At 69.5% G+C, this 17,871-nt stretch carries 14 protein-coding genes and 1 pseudogene; 12 read left to right on the forward strand and 3 right to left on the reverse strand.

Annotation, left to right across the window (positions count from 1 at the left end; all coding sequences use genetic code 11):
- The 10 genes from KBI5_RS19805 to KBI5_RS19855 all read left to right on the forward strand — a co-directional run.
- The coding region (locus tag KBI5_RS19805; RefSeq protein WP_198537831.1) for a transposase at positions 1-349 on the forward strand (349 nt) is incomplete at its 5' end.
- 869 nt (positions 350-1,218) lie between these two features.
- Positions 1,219-2,511, forward strand: coding sequence for a bifunctional o-acetylhomoserine/o-acetylserine sulfhydrylase (locus KBI5_RS19815; RefSeq protein WP_085016093.1), 1,293 nt, complete (start codon positions 1,219-1,221; stop codon positions 2,509-2,511).
- Complete coding sequence (locus KBI5_RS19820; RefSeq protein ID WP_085016094.1) at positions 2,483-3,727, forward strand: homoserine O-acetyltransferase; 1,245 nt, start codon at positions 2,483-2,485, stop codon at positions 3,725-3,727. The genes KBI5_RS19815 and KBI5_RS19820 overlap by 29 nt, the downstream gene beginning before the upstream one ends.
- Before the next feature lie 96 nt (positions 3,728-3,823).
- Positions 3,824-4,771 (forward strand): MurR/RpiR family transcriptional regulator, encoded by a 948-nt coding sequence (locus KBI5_RS19825; RefSeq protein WP_108913751.1) that lies wholly within the window; start codon positions 3,824-3,826, stop codon positions 4,769-4,771.
- A gap of 206 nt (positions 4,772-4,977) precedes the next feature.
- Entirely contained in the window at positions 4,978-6,225 is a 1,248-nt protein-coding gene (locus tag KBI5_RS19830; protein ID WP_011437220.1) for an ABC transporter ATP-binding protein, read from the forward strand.
- Positions 6,226-6,346: 121 nt separating this feature from the next.
- Entirely contained in the window at positions 6,347-7,726 is a 1,380-nt protein-coding gene (locus tag KBI5_RS19835; RefSeq protein WP_011437221.1) for an ABC transporter substrate-binding protein, read from the forward strand.
- A gap of 5 nt (positions 7,727-7,731) precedes the next feature.
- On the forward strand, positions 7,732-8,583 hold the full coding sequence (locus tag KBI5_RS19840) for a tyrosine-protein phosphatase (RefSeq protein WP_011437222.1): 852 nt from the start codon (positions 7,732-7,734) through the stop codon (positions 8,581-8,583).
- A 104-nt stretch (positions 8,584-8,687) separates the two neighbouring features.
- Positions 8,688-9,551 (forward strand): metallophosphoesterase, encoded by an 864-nt coding sequence (locus KBI5_RS19845; protein WP_011437223.1) that lies wholly within the window; start codon positions 8,688-8,690, stop codon positions 9,549-9,551.
- Positions 9,552-9,638: 87 nt separating this feature from the next.
- Positions 9,639-10,628 (forward strand): sugar ABC transporter permease, encoded by a 990-nt coding sequence (locus tag KBI5_RS19850; protein WP_011437224.1) that lies wholly within the window; start codon positions 9,639-9,641, stop codon positions 10,626-10,628.
- A 65-nt stretch (positions 10,629-10,693) separates the two neighbouring features.
- On the forward strand, positions 10,694-11,524 hold the full coding sequence (locus KBI5_RS19855) for a carbohydrate ABC transporter permease (protein WP_011437225.1): 831 nt from the start codon (positions 10,694-10,696) through the stop codon (positions 11,522-11,524).
- Positions 11,525-11,703: 179 nt separating this feature from the next.
- On the opposite strand, the gene KBI5_RS27135 is transcribed toward KBI5_RS19855, so the two are convergent.
- Positions 11,704-11,934 carry a hypothetical protein gene (locus KBI5_RS27135; RefSeq protein ID WP_198537833.1) on the reverse strand — a complete coding sequence of 77 codons (231 nt, stop codon included), beginning with the start codon at positions 11,932-11,934 and terminating at the stop codon, positions 11,704-11,706.
- Between the two features lie 1,022 nt (positions 11,935-12,956).
- Positions 12,957-15,197: an AAA family ATPase gene (locus KBI5_RS19865; protein WP_085016096.1), complete on the reverse strand. Its 2,241-nt coding sequence runs from the start codon at positions 15,195-15,197 to the stop codon at positions 12,957-12,959.
- A gap of 294 nt (positions 15,198-15,491) precedes the next feature.
- Here KBI5_RS19865 and KBI5_RS19870 point away from each other — a divergent pair, with 294 nt between their 5' ends.
- The gene (locus tag KBI5_RS19870; RefSeq protein WP_116289969.1) at positions 15,492-16,982 is read left to right on the forward strand and encodes a zeta toxin family protein; all 1,491 of its coding nucleotides are present in this window, start codon (positions 15,492-15,494) and stop codon (positions 16,980-16,982) included.
- A gap of 75 nt (positions 16,983-17,057) precedes the next feature.
- Entirely contained in the window at positions 17,058-17,261 is a 204-nt protein-coding gene (locus KBI5_RS19875; RefSeq protein WP_085016097.1) for a hypothetical protein, read from the forward strand.
- 162 nt (positions 17,262-17,423) lie between these two features.
- Here the strand turns inward: KBI5_RS19875 and KBI5_RS28065 are convergent.
- Positions 17,424-17,756 (reverse strand): annotated as a pseudogene (locus tag KBI5_RS28065) (DEAD/DEAH box helicase); the annotation flags it as partial.
- Positions 17,757-17,871 lie beyond the last annotated feature (115 nt).

The raw sequence follows: 17,871 nt of genomic DNA on the forward strand, positions 1-17,871 counted from the left end.
GGTCATGACGGCCGAGCCCTACGCCTCGGCACGCAGGGTGTTCTGGGTCGTCGACAACGGCTCCTCCCACAACGGCCAGACCTCGATCCGCCGGATGAGCGCGGCCCATCCGACCGCGACGCTCGTCCACCTCCCGGTCCACGCCTCCTGGTTGAACCAGGTGGAGATCTACTTCTCGATCCTGCAGCGCAAGGCCATCGAACGCGGGGACTTCGCCGACCTCGACGCACTCGGCGACCRGGTCATGGGCTTCCAGGACCTCTACAACCAGACCGCGGCCCCGTTCGACTGGAAGTACACCCGCGCCGATCTCCTCAAGACCGCCAGCGGCCTCGCCCTCGCCGCATAACCGGCGAACTTGCAGCGACGACCACTAGGTGCTGTGGTCGTAGCGGAAATGAGGACCGGCGTRCTGGTGCGCGCCCTGCGCGAAGATCCCGGTCGCCCTCGGCTTCACGTGTATGGCCGGCGGCCTGCCGGCCGGGACCGTCCCCGCACCCCGCCCGGGCCGCCCTCGACTCCCCCGGCAGCCCGGGGCACGGCCTCGAGCACGGTCCAGAGCCCATCCCGCGCCTGCGATTGTTCACTTCTCCGGTGGAAAATCTGCACCCGCCGCGGACAACGACCCGACACGCTGCTAGCGTCGAAGCCGTGAGGTCGTATGCCGGATATCCGGGACGGTTGCGCGCCGCTCTGCGATGTTCGGGGGGATGCCCGAACATCGGTACACCGAATGGTCACCCATCCCGCACGGCCGCCTTCGACGGGCTGTGTCCAGGCTCCTGACCTTTTCCGTACCACACGATCTTAGGCATTCCGACCGGGCCCCGGGGAAGCGGCCCGGTTCGGCAGCCGGACCGTCCACCGCCGCACCGCGCGAGCAACCGTGAGGAACCGCGGACGAGGACAGCCATCGCGGATTAGTCGCAGAGGCATCGGTGCCCGACCAGCGCCCCACGGCCGGCGCCCAGTACACCGCCGACACGCCGGCGCCCAGTACACCGCCGACACGCCGGCGCCCAGTACACCGCCGACACGCCGGCGCCCAGTACACCGCCGACACGCCGGCGCCCAGTACACCGCCGACACCGCCGGCACCCCACCGCCGACACCGCCAACACCGCCAACACCACCAACACCACCAACACCACCAACACCACCAACACCGCCGACACCACTGACACCGAACACCGACTTCGACCCGGGGAGAATCACCCTATGAGCACCGAGAGCTGGTCGTTCGAGACCCAGCAGATCCACGCGGGAGCCCAGCCGGACCCGGCGACCGGCGCCCGAGCCGTGCCGATCTACCAGACCACCAGCTACGTCTTCCGCGACACCGACCACGCCGCCGCTCTGTTCGCCCTCGGTGAGCCCGGAAACATCTACACCCGGATCATGAACCCCACTCAGGACGTCTTCGAGCAGCGCATCGCCGCCCTCGAAGGTGGGATCGGGGCGCTCGCGGCGGCGTCGGGGCAGGCCGCGGAGACGCTGGCGATCCTGAACCTGGCCGAGGCCGGCGACCACGTGGTCTCCTCGGCCAGCCTGTACGGCGGGACGTACAACCTGTTCCACTACACCCTGCCGAAGCTGGGCATCGAGGTCTCCTTCGTCGGCGATCCCGATGATCTCGAGGAGTGGCGGGCGGCGGTACGGCCCACCACGAAGGCGTTCTACGGGGAAACGATCGGCAACCCCCGCGGCGACGTCCTCGACACCGTCGGGATCTCCGAGGTCGCCCACGCGCACGGGATCCCGCTCATCGTTGACAACACCCTCGCGACGCCCTATCTGTACCGGCCGCTGGAGCACGGCGCGGACATCGTCGTCCACTCGGCGACGAAGTTCATCGGCGGCCACGGCACCGCGATCGGCGGCGTCATCGTCGACGGCGGCCGGTTCGACTTCGGCGCCTCCGGCCGGTTCGCGAACTTCACCACTCCCGACCCGAGCTACCACGGTCTAGTCTACTGGGACGCGCTCGGTCACGGCTCGTACATCGCCAAGGCACGAGTGCAGCTACTGCGCGACCTCGGCCCGGCGATCTCCCCGTTCAACTCGTTCCTGCTGCTCCAGGGTCTGGAGACGCTGTCGCTGCGGATCGAGCGGCACACCGCGAACGCCCGGCGGGTCGCCGAGTGGCTCGATGCGCGCGACGAGGTGAGCTGGGTGGCCTACCCGGGCCTGCCATCGTCGCGGTGGTACTCCCGGGCGCAGAAGGTGCTCCCCCGCGGCGCCGGCGCGATCCTGTCCTTCGGCATCGTCGGTGGCGCCGAGGCCGGGAAGAAGTTCGTCGAGGGGGTCGAGCTGTTCAGCCATCTGGCGAACGTCGGCGACGTCCGCTCACTGATTATCCATCCCGCGACGACGACGCACTCCCAGCTCACCGAGGCCGAGCAGACCGCGACCGGGGTCACCCCGGATCTCGTCCGCCTGTCGGTCGGCATCGAGGGGATCGACGACATCCTGGCCGACCTCGATGCCGGGTTCCGTGCGGMCAAGAGCTGAGTCGCGTGGCACCGGTGCGGCCCTTTCGGTCGAACCGGTACCGCCGACGGTCCAACCGGTACCGCCGACGGTCGAACCGGTACCACCGACGGTCCAACCGGTACCACCGACGCCACCGCCCGCCTCCGGGGCATGGCGCGCCGGGATCGACCCGGTGGGACGACGTCGGTTCGTCGACCTGCCGGGACCGCTGCGGCTGGAACGCGGCGGCATCCTGCCCGGCGTGACGGTGGCCTACGAGACGTGGGGCCGCCTCGACGCCGCGGCCACCAACGCGGTGCTGGTCCTGCACGCGCTCACCGGGGACAGTCACGCCGTCGGCCCGCCCGGGCCGGGCCATCCCACCCCAGGCTGGTGGGATGGCCTGATCGGGCCTGGGCGGGCCCTCGATACCGATCGCATCTTCGTGGTCTGTCCGAATGTGCTGGGCGGCTGTCAGGGCACGACCGGGCCAGCCAGTCCCGCGCCGGACGGCCGACCCTGGGGCGGCCGATGGCCCGAGATCACGATCTCCGATCAGGTCACGGTGGAGGTCGCCGTCGCCGACGCGCTCGGCATCCGGCGCTGGGCCGCGGTGGTCGGCGGCTCGATGGGGGGCATGCGGGCCCTGGAGTGGGCTGTCGGCCATCCCGACCGGGTCGACCACGCCGTGGTCCTGGCCTGCGGCGCGGCTGCGACGGCGGAGCAGATCGGGTTGTCCGCGGTGCAGCTTCGTGCGATCACCGACGACCCGGCCTGGAACGGCGGCGACTACCACGGCCGGCCCGACGGACGCGGCCCGGACGCCGGCATGGGTCTGGCCCGGCGGGTGGCCCAGATCAGCTATCGCAGCGAGGCCGAACTGGAGGAGCGGTTCGCAGATCGGACCCGGCCCGACGGGTTGTTCGAGGTCGCCTCCTACCTCGACCACCATGCCGGCAAGCTGGCCGCTCGGTTCGACGCCGGCACTTACGTCGCACTGACCCGGGCGATGATGACCCAGGACGTCGGCCGGGGGCGCGGGGGGCGCGCGTCGGCGCTACGGTCCTGCCCGGTGCCGTTCACCGTCGCGGGGGTCGACTCCGACCGGCTCTATCCCCTCCATCTGCAGGAGTACATCGCCGAGCGCGTCGGCGCGCCGTTGCGCGTCGTCCACTCGCGGCGCGGGCACGACGGGTTTCTGATCGAGACCGAGCAGGTCGCCGCAATCGTCCACGACGCCCTCCGGACGGCCTGACCCGGAACTGATTATCCGCACGGTTTATCCGCACGGCGCGGCACGTTGACGGCACGGCACCCCGGCCCGTCACCTTGAGCGTGTATGAACCGCTGCATGGTGACCCCCTCCGCCGGTCCGCCGGGTGCCCGCCCAGGCGGGCTGTTCGCCACCATCCGCGCGGCCCTGCCAGGCCTGCTCCCGAGCGAGCAGCGGGTGGCCGAAGTGTGTCTGGCCCGTCCGGGGGACGTGGTCGAATGGTCCGCTGCGCAGCTCGCGGAGGCCGCGGGAACATCGACGGCCACGGTGGTGCGCGCCTGCCAACATCTCGGCTTCCGCGGATTCCAGCATTTCCGCGTCGAGCTCGCCCGGGAGAGCGGGGCCGCGGCGCTGCGCGGTGAGATCGGCCGAACGGACGCCGCCGACCCGGTCGAGCGCCTGGTGGACACCGTCTTCGGCGCGGCGACCGCGGTGCTCGCCGACGCGCTCGGCCCGCTGGACCGGTCCCGTCTCGCGCCCGCCGTGGACCTGCTGGACCGGGCCGACCGGCTGCTCGTCATCGGCAACGGCGGATCGGCTCCGGTCGCCCAGGACGCGGCGTTGCGCTTCCTGGGTATGGGCCGGCCGGCCGAGGCGCCGGGCGACTCGATCGCCCAGGAACTCACCGCCCGCCTGCTCGCGCCCTCGGACGTCTGCCTGGTTATCACGAGCAGCGGAGCGAACGAGCCGAGTCTGCGGGCCGCGGAGGCGGCCCGGACCGCGGGCGCCGCCGTCATCGGCATCACCAGCTACACGGCCGGTCCCCTGGCCGAGATCGCCGACATCAGCCTCGTGGTGGGGGCGCCCGACTGGCCCATCAGCTCGGACATGATCGCAAGCCGGCTGGCCTCCCTGCTGCTGCTCAACGCCCTGCAACTCGCGGTCGGCCTGCGCCGCACGGACAACCCGCTGCTGGCCGGAACCATCATGCGGGACGTCCAGGGCCACTCCGTGCGGGCGGAGGACGGCCCGCGGCGGCCCGCGGCGGATCCCGGCCTCGGGGCCGCCGATCCCTACGAGTTCTGACCGATGACCGGTCGGGTCAGGGGACGCGCGGACAGCTACGAAAGCGTCCCACCGGCAAGGCGCTTGGCCGGAGATTCGTTGCGGTAAGTGACTGTCCCCCGTTTCCCGACCGTCATGGACCATTCATCTCGGTACCCGAGACTGCCTCTGTAACGAGGAACCGGGAGGCAGGCGCGCTCCTGGAGCAGACGTACACGGGGTGCTGGGTGGCAGAAATCCGGATCGAGGGCCTCACGAGGCGCTTCGGAAACGTCCGTGCGGTGGACGACGTCTCCCTCGACGTGGCGGACGGCGACTTCCTCGTTCTGCTGGGACCGAGCGGCTGCGGGAAGACCACGCTGCTGCGCATGATCGCCGGCCTGCTGGAGCCGAGCGAGGGACGCATCATGCTCGGCGATCGCGACATCACCCATGTCCCCGCCCGACGACGCGACCTCGCCATGGTCTTCCAGAGCTACGCGCTGTACCCGCACCTGACGGTCGAACGCAACATCGGGTTTCCGCTGCGGGCCGCGCGCCGCCCCAAGGCGGAGATCGCCCGGCGCGTCCGCGAGGTCGCCGACCAGCTCGAACTCGGCGGGCTGCTCCACCGGCGCCCCCGTGAGCTGTCCGGCGGGCAGCGCCAACGGGTGGCGCTCGGCCGTGCGCTGGTCCGTGACCCCCAGGCGTTCCTCATGGACGAACCCCTCTCGAACCTCGACGCGAAACTGCGCACCGCGACCCGCACCGAGCTCGCCGGACTGCACCGCCGGCTGGGCCGGACCTTCATCTACGTCACCCACGACCAGGTGGAGGCCATGTCGATGGCAACCCGCGTGGTCCTGCTCAAYGGCGGCCGCGTGGAACAGGTGGGCAGCCCGACCGAGGTCTACGACACGCCGGCCTCGGTGTTCGTCGCCGGCTTCCTCGGCGCACCGCCGATGAACCTGATCGAGGCCCGGGTGGAGGCCGACGGCGACCTGCTGGCGGTCCGCGCGGACGGGCTGCGCATCCCGCTGTGGCCGGGCTTCGACGAACCCCGCGACGTCATCGTCGGTCTGCGACCCGAGAACCTGACGCTGTTGCCCGGCTCGGCCGAGTCGCCCCGCCCGGCCGAGCCGCCCCACCCGGCCGAGGCATCGACGGCATCACCCGGCTTGACGGCATCACCCGGGTCGACCGCGCAGATCGAAGGTGTCGTGACCACGGTCGAGAACCTCGGCAGCGAGGAGGTGGCCTGGTGCGACGTCCACGGTCAGGCCGTCGCGCTGCGTGGCCCCCGCCCGATCGGACTGGCCGCCGGTGACCGGGCCCGACTCACTGTCGACGTCTCACGGGTGCACCTGTTCGCTCGGGCGAGCGGACGTCGTCTCGCCTGGCGGCCACCGGATCCCCGGGAATCCCTGACCATCCCCGTGCCCGGCGCGCTCGCCGCATCCCCATCCCCCGCTTCGCCCGCGCCCGCCGCGGTCTGAGCTGCGACCAGACCAACCGGACCAGATCATCGCGATCCGGTCCGTCCGCCATCCCGTCGATCCCGTTGATCCCGTTGATCCCGTTGATCCCAACGTCCCGTTGATCCCAAGGAGCATCCCCGTGGCTCGACCACGCCTGCTGCGTGCCGCGGCTGGCCTCGCGTTGCTTGCGGCGCTCGCCTCCGCGTGTGCGACGTCCTCGTCCACACCCACGAGTACGGCCGCGAACGCCAGCACGATCCCCGAACTCTCCCCGGACCAGAAGGTCTCGATCGTCTTCGAAAGTTACAACCTCGCGAACGTCGGGACGTGGAAGCCGGTGATCGAGGGGCTGCTGCGCGACTTCCAGGCCGCGCATCCCAACATCACCGTCAAGGGCCAGCCGCCGCAGAACCTGGCCGGTAGCGCGAACAGCGGCGACTACGTCACCAGCATCAAGAACCAGGTGCTGGCAGGCAGCCCCCCGGACGTCGCCCAGATCACCTTCAACGCGCTGCGCTTCGCCGCCGGCAGCCTCGGCGCCCAGCCGCTCGACACGTTGGTCGGGCGGGAGGCCGTTCAGGCGAACTTCGGCGGCGAACACCCGTTCGCCCCGAAAGCCCGCACCCTCGGCGACGTTGACGGCAAGACCTACGCCGTCCCGTACGTCTTCTCCACCCCGGTTCTCTGGCTGAACAAGACCCTGTTCACCCAGGCCGGCCTCGACCCGGCCAAGCCGCCGAAGACCTGGGCGGAGGTAAAGACCGCGGCGCTTGCCATCAAGGCGAAGACCGGCAAGGACGGGGTCCTCATCGACTGTCTGACGAAGGTCGGGGACTGGTGTTTCCAGAGCCTGGTACGTTCGGCCGGCGGCCGAGTGATCTCCACCGACGGTACCAAGCTGTCCTTCGCCGATCCGCCGGGCGTCGAGGCGGTATCGATGGCCGCCGACCTGGTACACAGCGGCGTGATGCCGAACCTTGACCAGAAGCAGCAGGTCAAGGCGTTCAGCAGCGGTCAGGCCGGGATGCTGCTCGAAAGCAGCTCCCTGCAAGGGATGTTCATGGCCGGCGCCAAGGCGAACAACTGGCAGCTCGACGCCACCCAGGAACCCTCGTTCGGCTCGAAGCCGGTCATCCCCACCAACTCGGGAGCGGCACTGGCGATCTTCAGTAAGGACCCGGCCAAGCAGCGCGCCGCCTGGGAACTGATCAAGTTTCTCACCGGCGACCACGCCTACACCGAGATCTCCTCGAAGATCGGCTACCTGCCGCTGCGGACCGGCCTGATCGACGACCCGAAGAGCCTGCAGGCCTGGGCGAAGGCGAACCCGCTCATCAAGCCGAACCTCGACCAGCTCGCCCGGATCGAGCCGTGGGAGTCCTTCCCGGGTGACAACTACCTCCAGATCTCGGACACGATGATGACCGCGGTCGAAAGCGCCGTCTTCACCGGCAAGGATCCCGCATCCACCCTGGCCGCCGCACAGAAGCAGGCCACCAGCTTCCTGCCCCGGAAGTGACCGCCGTGCCCGTCGTAAGCACCGGGAGCACGGCCACCGCAGCGAGCACCGGGAGCGCCCCGGGCGACGGCGGGGCGCCGCAGGCGCGGCGCGTCCTGTCGCTGCCGGGCACGATCAACCTGCGCGACGTCGGCGGCTACCCGACTGTGCACGGACGCTCCCTGCGCTGGCGCACGCTGCTGCGCTCGGGCACGCTACGCGGGCTCGACGGCCGTGGGCAGGCCATCCTCGCGCAGATCGGGCTGCGCACGGTCATCGACCTGCGCGAGGACACCGAGGTGGCGCACGATCCGGACCAGCTCGGCCGGCTCGCCGCGACGCATCGGCGGGTGCCCGTCTACACCCTGCCGGTCGACCGGCACCAGACGGCCGGCGATCTGCGCAGCCTCTACGACCACGTCGTCGATCATCGAGGGGACCGCCTCACCGCGGCCATGCTCGCGCTCGCCACACCGGGGGCACTGCCCGCGATCGTGCACTGCAGCGCAGGCAAGGACCGCACCGGTCTGGTCATCGCTCTGGCGCTGGACCTCGCCGGGGTGCCAGCCGAGGTGATCGCGCAGGACTTCGCRCTGACCTCGTACTTCCTGCGGGACGAGGCCGCGGCGGCCGTCCAGCGCATCTCCGCCCTGATGTCCACCGACGGCGAGGAGCTGCCGGCCTCGCTGATGGCGAGCCCGCCCGACCTCATCCTGCACGCACTGGACCGTATCCACGCCCGGCACGGGGACACCCGCACCTACCTGCTCGCGCACGGGGCGACGGCGCACGCGCTGGACCGCCTCGTCGAGGCCCTGCTCGTGCCGGCGGAGGCCTCCGACGCCGGGCCGGACTGCGGTCCGCCGACCGCGGGCTGAACCCCAGCCGGTGAGCCGCAGGCCCGAAGTCCCCACCCCTCGGGCCTGCGGCTCACCCCATGCGCCACCCCGCCCGCCCTGAACCCCGCTCCGGAAGGATGTCCATGCCAATACTCCTGGACCCGACCGCGCACACGCCCACCCACATCCTGATCCAGATCAGTGACACCCACATCGTCCGCGAGGGTGAGCTGATGCACGGCAAGGTCGACACGTACGCCGCGCTGCGCACCGTGCTCGACCAGATCGAGGCGTCCACGCTGAAGATCGGCGCCCTGCTGCTCACCGGCGACCTCGCCGACCGCGGTGATCTGCTGGCCTACCAGCGGTTGCGTGACCTGGTCGAACCGGCGGCGGCGCGCCTGGGCACGCCCGTGCTCTACGGCGTCGGCAACCACGACTCGCGTGGCCCGTTCCGGGAGGGACTGCTCGGCGCGGAACCCACGGCGGAGGCTCACGACTACGTGCACTGGGTCGGTGACCTGCGGATCATCATGCTCGACACCACCGAACCGGGCGAACACAGCGGCTTTCTGAGCACCGCCCAGCTGCGCTGGCTCGCCGACGAGCTGGCCACCGCGGCCCCTGACGGGACCATCCTCGCCCTGCATCACCCACCCGTGCCGTCCCCGCTCGCGATGGTGAACTCGCTCCTGCTCGCCGAGCCGCAGAACCTCGCCGACGTGCTCGCCGGCAGCGACGTGAAGATCGTGCTGGCCGGTCACGCCCACCACGCGTCCGCGGGCGTGCTCAGCGGCGTTCCGGTCTGGGTGGCGGGTGCCACCGCCTACCGGATACGCACCCTCGGCCCGGCCGACCGGATAACCGGCCTGGTGGGGGGCGAGTACACCCGGATCGACGTCTACCCCGAGGGGGCCGTCGCCACCGCGGTACCGATCGCCACCTCCGAAGTGGTCTACGACATGACCCTCGACGAGGTCGTCCAGCTCGCGGCGGATTATCACTGACCCCGTCCGGCACTGACCCCGTCCGGTGCGTCGGCCCTTCCCACGCCTCCGGACTTCCCGCGCCTCCGGAAAGGATGCTTCCGAACCGTGTTCGTCGAAATCGCCATCCCGGGGGCAGCCGGCGCCACAGTCCCCGCCGGTGCCGCAGTTTCCGCCGGTGCCGCGTCGCGCGTGCCGGTGCGGGCCGCCCGGCCGTCGCTGGCCCGGCGGATGCTCGCCGCCACCCCGCCCTACCTGTACCTGCTGCCCGGAGTGGCCAGCCTGGTGCTATGGACCTACAAACCGATCATCGAGGCCGTCCAGCTGTCCTTCTACCACTGGAACCTGCTGCCGAACTCGCCACGGACCTACGTCGGTCTGGACAACTACCGGCAGATCTTCACCCTTCCGCAGCTCCGGGGCGCCGCGAAGAACACGCTGTGGTACATCCTCGGCCTGGTTCCGTTCGCCATCGTTCTGCCCACCGCCATCGCGCTGGCCATCCGGGACCTGGGCGGTCGGTCGCGCACCGTCTACCGGGCGCTGGTCTTTCTGCCGATGCTGGTCGCGCCGGTCCCCGCCGCCGCGGTCTGGCGCTGGTTGCTGGATTCCAAAGGGGTGGTGAACCACGCCCTCGGGCTTGGTGACTACAGCTGGCTGCGGGAGGAGCGGACGGCGCTGATCGCCATCCTGGCGATCTGCGCGTGGCAGATCCTCGGCTTCGCCACCCTCGTCATCTCCGCCGGACTCACCGGCATCAGCAGTGATTACGCCGAGGCCGCCGAGATGGACGGGGCGTCGCGCTGGCAGGTCACCCGGTGGGTGACTCTGCCGATGCTGCGCTCGACCCTGCTGTTCATGCTGCTGATAACCGTGCTGCTGTCGGGGCAGTGGACATTCCCACTGCTCGACGTGCTCACCCAGGGCGGCCCCGCCGACTCCTCGACCAACATCTATTACCTGCTCTGGGAGTTCGGTTTCCGCAGCCTGGACTCCGGTCTGGCCTCCGCGGCGGGCATCGCGTTCTTCCTCGTCTTCGCGGTGGTGGCGGCAGTGCTGGTCAAACTGGCCGACCGGTACAGCTTCGCTGACAACTGACCCGGACCCTCGGCGACCGGATTTCTCGACACACCCCGGTCCCCCGATCCAAGGATGCGCACACGATGAGCAGCATGCGGATACCGCGGATACCCCACTGGCGGGCCGCGGCCAGCCATCTGATGCTGGCCCTACTGAGCCTGATCAGCCTGTTTCCGGTGTACTGGATGTTCGCCACCTCCTTCCGCCGGCCGGACGACATCTTCGACCAGTCGCTCCTGCCCTGGCCGCTGAGCCTCGCGAACTACCGCTACGTCTTCGACAGTCTCGACATCGGCGTGCTGCTCGCCAACACCTTCACGATCGCCGCCGTCACCGCCGCCGGCCAGCTCATGATGTCCCTGCTCGCCGCCTACGCCTTCGCCGCCTGGGAGTTCCGCGGCAGGACCCTGTTCTACCTGGCGTTCGTGGCCACCTGGCTCATCCCGTTCCAGGTGACGATGATCTCGAACTACCTGGTGCTGTCGAACCTGGGCCTGCTGAACACGCTGGCCGGCGTCATCGTGCCGAACCTGTGCTCGGCGCTCGCGGTGCTCATGCTCCGCCAGCACATGCAGGCCTTCCCCCGGGAGCTGCTCGACGCGGCCCGCATCGACGGGCGGGGTTCATGGTCCACATTGTGGACGGTCGTCGTGCCGAACCTGCGCCCGGCGCTGGCGTCGCTGTCGATCCTGCTGTTCATCACCGCCTGGAACGAATATTTTTGGCCGGCGCTGGCGCTGCAGCGGGCGAACTCCGTCATCCAGCTGGGCATCCGCGGTTTCCTGACCCTCGAGGGCGACAACTGGGGCGCCGTGATGGCCGGGTCCGGCCTTGCCTGCCTGCCCGTCTTCGCCCTCTACCTGGTCCTGCAGCGCCAGGTCGTCGACGCGTTCGTGCGCTCCGGCCTGCGCTGACCGCGCTGACCGCTCCGGCCTACGCTGACCGCGCGGCCCCGTTTCCCGGCGGCAGCTCCTCGCCTCTTGCCTCTTGCCTATCCACTCTTGCCTCTTGCCTATCCAAAGGAAGCCGGCCGGCCGGGTGACGGCGATCCAAGGTGGGCCGCGAAAGTGGGCCGCGAGATCGGAGAGCTCCGTCAGACGGACGGGGTGACCATATCGTCGGCGATCCGCTCGATCCTGGCCCGCAACTCGGCCAGGGGGAGCCTCAGGTCGAGCACGTACGTCACGAGCTCGATGGGCGCGGGACCCCCGATCCGGCTCCGGATGACGTCGCCACGACCGCCGGGCTGGCCGTCGGCCCGCTCCGAGCCGGCGTAGACGAGCCGTCCCTGCCGGGCGCCGAGCCGGGCACAGTAGGCGATCATCTGGTGGTACACGTGTGCGCGCGCCCTGTCGGATCGCGAGCCGGTACTTCGCGTCGAGGACAACCGCCGGGATCATCCGCCCGCCCGGGCCCTCCGGCCGGTACAGCACGAGATCGGGGCACATCTCCAGCGTCCGGTCCTCGTCGAGGTGGTGGGTGCGGTCCTGCAGGCGGACCTCACCGCCGCGGTGGGTGAGGACCTCGTCGACGGCGTGGGTCACGAAGTCCTCGAAGACCTCCCACATCTTCACCACGAAGCCGTCCACCCGGAGCGTCTCCCCGTCTTCCCGTTCGAAGGAAGACGAGCGCAAGACCGTCTCGGCGAGCCGGAGCGCCGCATGGTAAGGCGCGTTCACCCGGGTTGGCACCCAGTCCGGCGGCTTGACGGGGCCGTGCGCCGGCTCGGCCACACCGTCCAGGGCGGCGGCGATACGGCGCAGCTCCTGGGCGGTGGCCGGTGCCACCCCGGCCAGGGCGAGCAGCGAGCGGGTGGCGGCGAGCAGCAACCGGTTCTCGGCGGTGTCGACGGTGCGCTCGTCATAGCGCACCTCGAGGGGGAACATCACCCCGGACCGTTGCCGGAGCTGCGCGGACTCGCGCAGCCGGCCGCGAAGGACGGGAAGCGCCGCATCCACCTGCCGATAGCCTCGCGGCACCCCGTGCGCGAGCGCCCGCGAGGCGGTTCGGGCGAACGCCGCGGCGACCGCGGGCAGAAGATCCGGTTCCTCCGCCGCCTGGACCTCGTCCTCGAACCACCTGCCGCGATCCTGCGCGTAGCCAAGCAGAAACAGCAGACGGCGGATGGTGACCTTGGGTCGGATGCGAACCTCGAACGTATCCTCGCCCGACCCGAGGCGCACGGTGCCGACCAGGGCGTTGTCCTTGACCTCGCAGGTACCGTCGGCACGCCGTTGCCGCACCTGCGCCACCTCGCTGGCATCGAGCGCATCGGCCTGGCCCGGGCTCAGCTTCCGCCGCTGCCACCCGGCGCCCTCGGTCAGCTCCACCGGCGCAAGCATGGCATCAGCCTGCCGCGGGGCCGGGGATGGTGTTCGCGGGGACTCCGGCGGCCGGAACCACCGCGGCCGGAACCACCGCGGCCAGGCCGAGGGACTGCCGCAGCGCCGGTAGGCCGTACCGGGCCGCGAGGTCGATGGTCTCGCCGACGTGGTGTTCGGCCAGCAGCGGCAGGATCTGATGTTCCCACACCCGGTCGAGGCCGTCGGCACTCTGGTGGACGCGGTCGCGCATCAGATAGGACGGGCCGATGCGGGCGTCCGGGTCGTCGATGCGGCGGTTCAGCTCGCCGAGCAGGCGGGCCGCCTCGTCGGGCAGGTCGCCTGCCGCAAGCCAGCGGCGCAGCACGGACGCGGTCGGTTCGACGTCCGGATGGAGCCCGACGAAGGTGAACCGCCGGCGCAGCGCCTGGTCGAAGGCGGCGATCGAACGGTCCGCGCTGTTCATCGTGCCGATGATGAACAGGTTCTTCGGTAGTTGGAAGTCGYGCGTGTCCGCGGAGGCATACTGGGTGGTGACGGCCTCCCCGCGGTATTCCAGCAGAAAGTACAGCTCACCGAAAATCCTGGCCAGGTCACCCCGGTTGATCTCATCGATGATCAGGAAGAACGCCTGGCGGGGATTGAGCTCGGCGGCGGTGGCGAGCCGGCGCAGCGGACCGTCCACGAGCTCGAAGGACATCCGGTTGGTGGTGGCCGCGTCACCGTCGCCGCCCTTCACCTGCACCGGGCGGAAACCCTGGAAGAAGTCCTCGTACATATAGGACGGATGGAACTGGACGAGGGTGACGTTCTCGCGCCGATCGTCGGCGAGATGCCAGGCCAAGCGCCGGGCGAGGTACGTCTTGCCGGTGCCGGGCGGGCCGTAGAAGATGAGCTGTGGCCGGTCCCGCAGAAGCTCGACGCACCTGCGCAACCAGTCCCGGCTGTAAAAGAGGCCGTCCGCGAACTCGTCCGTGACCTCGCGCAGATCGTCCCCGCCGAGGGCCTGGCCGGCGAGGGCCTGGCCGGCCAGGGTCTGGCCGGCCAGGTCGGCGTCGGCGCTCTGGGGGGCGGCCCCCGTCGTCGCGATCGATGCCACCGGCGCGGGCGCGGGCACCAGGGCGTCGAGGTCGGCGACGAAATCGGAAAGATCGACGATGCGCGCTTCCGCGTTGCCGAGCAGGGCCGCCACCCGATCGGGTAGATCGAGGTAGTTCACCGGCTCGTCGGCGTTGCGCCAGTGGACCGGCCGTTGCAGGTCCGCGACGCCCCCGACGCTCGCGACGAACACCGGCGGTCCGAGGATCTCCCCGACGTAGTACTCGTCACGGTCGTTCACGACGACGAGGTCGTTCTCCCGCATCCGGCTCAGGAAGGCGTGGTACTCGCTGGTGAGCCGRCCGCGCCGGGCCGAGGTGAGCGAGGCGTGTTCGCGGTCGACCGCCCGGCGCACCTGCTCCCGGTCGACCCCGGGCCGCACCTCCAGCCGGTCACCGGGCAGGGAACAGACCTCGTCGGCCAGCCAGAGATCCCGCGCCAGCGAACGGCCACGCCGGTCCGCGCCGCGCACCAGCCAGGCCCGGCGAGGGATCCGCTCCGGCGCGATGGACTCGACGAGCATGCGGAGGTCGTCGAGCGGCAGCCGCAGCTCGCCGGCAGCCCGCCCCGCCGTCAGGTCGCCGACCTCGACCTCGAACCAGTCCAGCCAGTCGCGATACTCGTCCTCGGTGAAGAGGGCCTCGCGCGGCGGCCGGCCCGCCGGGTCGAGTACGCGCGACCAGCCCTCGGGGCGGAAGCCGCACAGATGGCGGACGAGGCCGTCGACCGTCAGATCGGCCACCGTCGAGAGATCCGTGACGCTGACCCAGGTCTGTTCGGGCAGCACCGCGAGGACGTCGTCCACCAGGCCAAGGCTGCTCCGGTGTTCCCGCCAGTAAGTGTTGTGCTCCGTGACATCACGCCACCACGCGGCCTCGTCCGGGGACGCCCGCAACGCATCCCGGCCGATTCCGGTAGCCTGCCACCGGCGGTTGCTCTCACTCAGATGACCGGCCCTGGCCAGGTAGACAGCGCCCCGCAGGACGAGTTTCCTTGCGACGGCGCTCCGCGGGTCGTCACCTGATCCGCGCCGCCATCCGGGATCGGCGCCAGCATCGGACGCACKCATCCGCATCCACAGCTCGTCCGGAGACGCCTCGCCGACCTCCGCCAAGATCCGCATAACCCGGTACAGCAGCCCGCCGATGATCTCTAGCTGATCCGCCATGCACCCGCCCCCGAGACGATCCACCCGCAGGATCTGATCGGGAGCAATTATTCATCAGGTCATCAGACAACGACGAAGCACTCATAGCGAACGAAACTTCCACTACCCAGAGTGATCATTCTGGTGAGCCAGCCAGGCCGTCCGGAGAGGTATCGAGCCGTCCGTTTCCCGCTGTCGCCGTCCACACGCCTCACGCACCGAACGCCCGTCGCCCCCGGCAGGCCTGCCGGCAACCGAAGATCGATGCTGCCGTGAGCAGGCACACAGGCCGGCAGGAGCGTCCTCACCGCGAGCATGAAGGCGCGCGAACCGATCTGTTTCGCGCGGCGCCGGCTCACGTGGACCGCGGAGAAATACGCCCCCCGATCGCCGGAGGTGATTACAGGCGGCAATCCCGCCCGGCTCGCTTCTCCGCGCCGGGATGCCGTACAAGTGCCAGGCGCTTCTGAATACGATACCGTTGGCCCGGTCACGAGAATGGCTCTCTTCTGCCCCGGGAGCGTCCATGGCTGTTCGCCGGTCTCCGGCCAGGTTACCGCGGTGACTCCGGCCGAGTTCCGTGGCCTCGAAACCGCCCCGGAACGACCCGACGCAGGCGGTGGGCCGGTCCCGGAGCAGTCTCGGGTCACCGAGATCGACAGAAAGCTCGACCTGCTGGACCGCGCCGCCTCCCCGGGCGACTCACCCGAGCCCCGCCATCAGGAGCGACCGGCCGGCCGGGATGCTCCCAGCCGGAACACCTCCAGCATCGACGCCAAGCTGGACCTTCTCGACAGGGCGGCGCTCGCCCGTTCCGGCGGCGGCGCGGCTACGCCGGCGGACACCACCGGCGACCGGCCGTCCGAGGTCCGCCCGCCCACCGAGCCCGGGAACAGCGACCGGGCTCGGATCGAGGCCAAGCTGGCGCTGTTGGAGGACGCGGCCCGCCGCTACCGCCCCGAGCCCCCGGACGCGCCCGCCCCCGGTCGGGAGCGCTGGGCCGTCCGCGAGGCACCGCGGACTCTGCCGGACGACCATCCGCTCCTCACCCCGACGGACACCATCAACACCCCCGAACGCGCCGCCCTCCGGGAGAATCTGGTGAAGGAGGTGATCGGCGATGCCAAGCCGCCGGAGCAGGGCAGCCCCACCCTCGACCTCATGGGCGGCGGCGGAGCCTCCGGCAAGGGCTTCGTGCTGGAGTACCTCAAGGACGAAGGCCAAGTACCCACCGAGAACGTAGTCCATCTTGATCCCGACGAGATCAAGAAAATGATCCCCGAGTTCGACGAGATCATGGGTGCAGGAGACTCGCGCGCGGCTGAGGTGGTCCATGAAGAGAGCAGCTCACTCGCGAAGGGAGTCCTTCAACAGGCCATGGACCGCCGCCTCAATATCATCTACGATAGCACCCTCGGCAACCCGGAGAAGACCGCCAAGCTGATCGATGACGCGCATGCGAAGGGATACGAGGTTCGCCTATTCGGGGTGAGTGCCGATCCGGAGCTCGCGGTCACGCGCGCCGCGGACCGCGCCGCAAAGTCCGGCCGCTATGTTCCCGTTGACCACCAGCTTGCGGCACACCGTGGATTCTCCCAGGGCTTCGAAGGTTATGCCGAGAAGGCCGATAAAGTACGTCTTTATGACACCAACTCTGAACCCCGACAGATCGCCCGCAAGAGGGCGGGCGAAATTTTGACAATTCTCGACCAAGGATCGTACGATAAATTTCAAAATAAAATAAACATTAATCCAGAAGCCATGGGGCCGGCATCACTGTACACCGATCGAGGCGAAAACCAATAATTTTCACTTCGACGACCAGCTACCCGCACAATCCGAATATCAGACAGATGGTTTCACGAGAAAAAGGAGCATAGCATGGAAGGCAAGGAAACCGACGAGGAGTTCGACGCTCGTCGTTCACAGAAGTTCGATGAGGGGATGGACCGACTCCAAACCTTCGACCCAGATAAATGGGAGGCCRTCAAGAAGCGGATGCGCGAGAAGGAAGAAGAGGAGACCAAGCGCATCTTCGGCGACAAGAAGCCCACTCTGTATGTCGATCGCTATACCGACCTGTGAGGCTTYGCGGCTGATCCCGGCGGCCCACAGAACCCGTCGGTATCGGGTGAAGTCAGATCGGCGCTGAGATCGTACGCAGAGATCCGGGGACGCGGCTACCAGAGGGCGTGCTGGTCGCCGGGAGGTGGCTCCGTGCCTTGTGCGCGCCGAAGGCTGCGAGGGTGGCCGGGTGAGGATGTACTCGAGCATCACGTAGTTCGTCAGCAGGATGTCGGGACGCCGATCCAGGATCCGCTGCCGGGACTCGGCCAAGTCCTGCCCGGTGTACCGGTCGAAGGTGACCRACCGGCCATCCACGGGTATTCCCCATTCGAGATACTTCTTCAACTCGTGGAGCTGGCTGTTCGCCAGCGCGTTCATGGGGTAGACCACGATCGCCGAGATGCGGTTCGGGCGGGGGTCACGGAGGACGGAATCCACGACCGGCACGATGTAGGAAAGGCTTTTACCGGATCCCGTGCCGGTGGTGAGCACATAGCTGCTGCCGTCCCGGGCCCAGGGCTCCGGCACGTTCGCGCTTTGGTGTGATCGTGGCCGTGCGTCCTGGGTGGCGCTGATCGCGTGATCGATCCAGGTGTTCGTTGTTCTGGCCTGCTGGGCGGTGCCCTGG

Source organism: Frankia sp. KB5 (genome assembly GCF_002099325.1).
Classification (GTDB): Bacteria; Actinomycetota; Actinomycetes; order Frankiales; family Frankiaceae; genus Frankia; species Frankia casuarinae.

Bases quoted from the DNA above. Each gene is read 5' to 3' on its own strand.
- KBI5_RS19855 (WP_011437225.1), top strand. From the start codon at position 10,694: ATGAGCAGCATGCGGATACCGCGGATACCCCACTGGCGGGCCGCGGCC.
- KBI5_RS19825 (WP_108913751.1), top strand. From the start codon at position 3,824: ATGGTGACCCCCTCCGCCGGTCCGCCGGGTGCCCGCCCAGGCGGGCTG.
- KBI5_RS19845 (WP_011437223.1), top strand. From the start codon at position 8,688: ATGCCAATACTCCTGGACCCGACCGCGCACACGCCCACCCACATCCTG.
- KBI5_RS19870 (WP_116289969.1), top strand. From the start codon at position 15,492: ATGAAGGCGCGCGAACCGATCTGTTTCGCGCGGCGCCGGCTCACGTGG.
- KBI5_RS27135 (WP_198537833.1), bottom strand. From the start codon at position 11,934: ATGATCGCCTACTGTGCCCGGCTCGGCGCCCGGCAGGGACGGCTCGTC.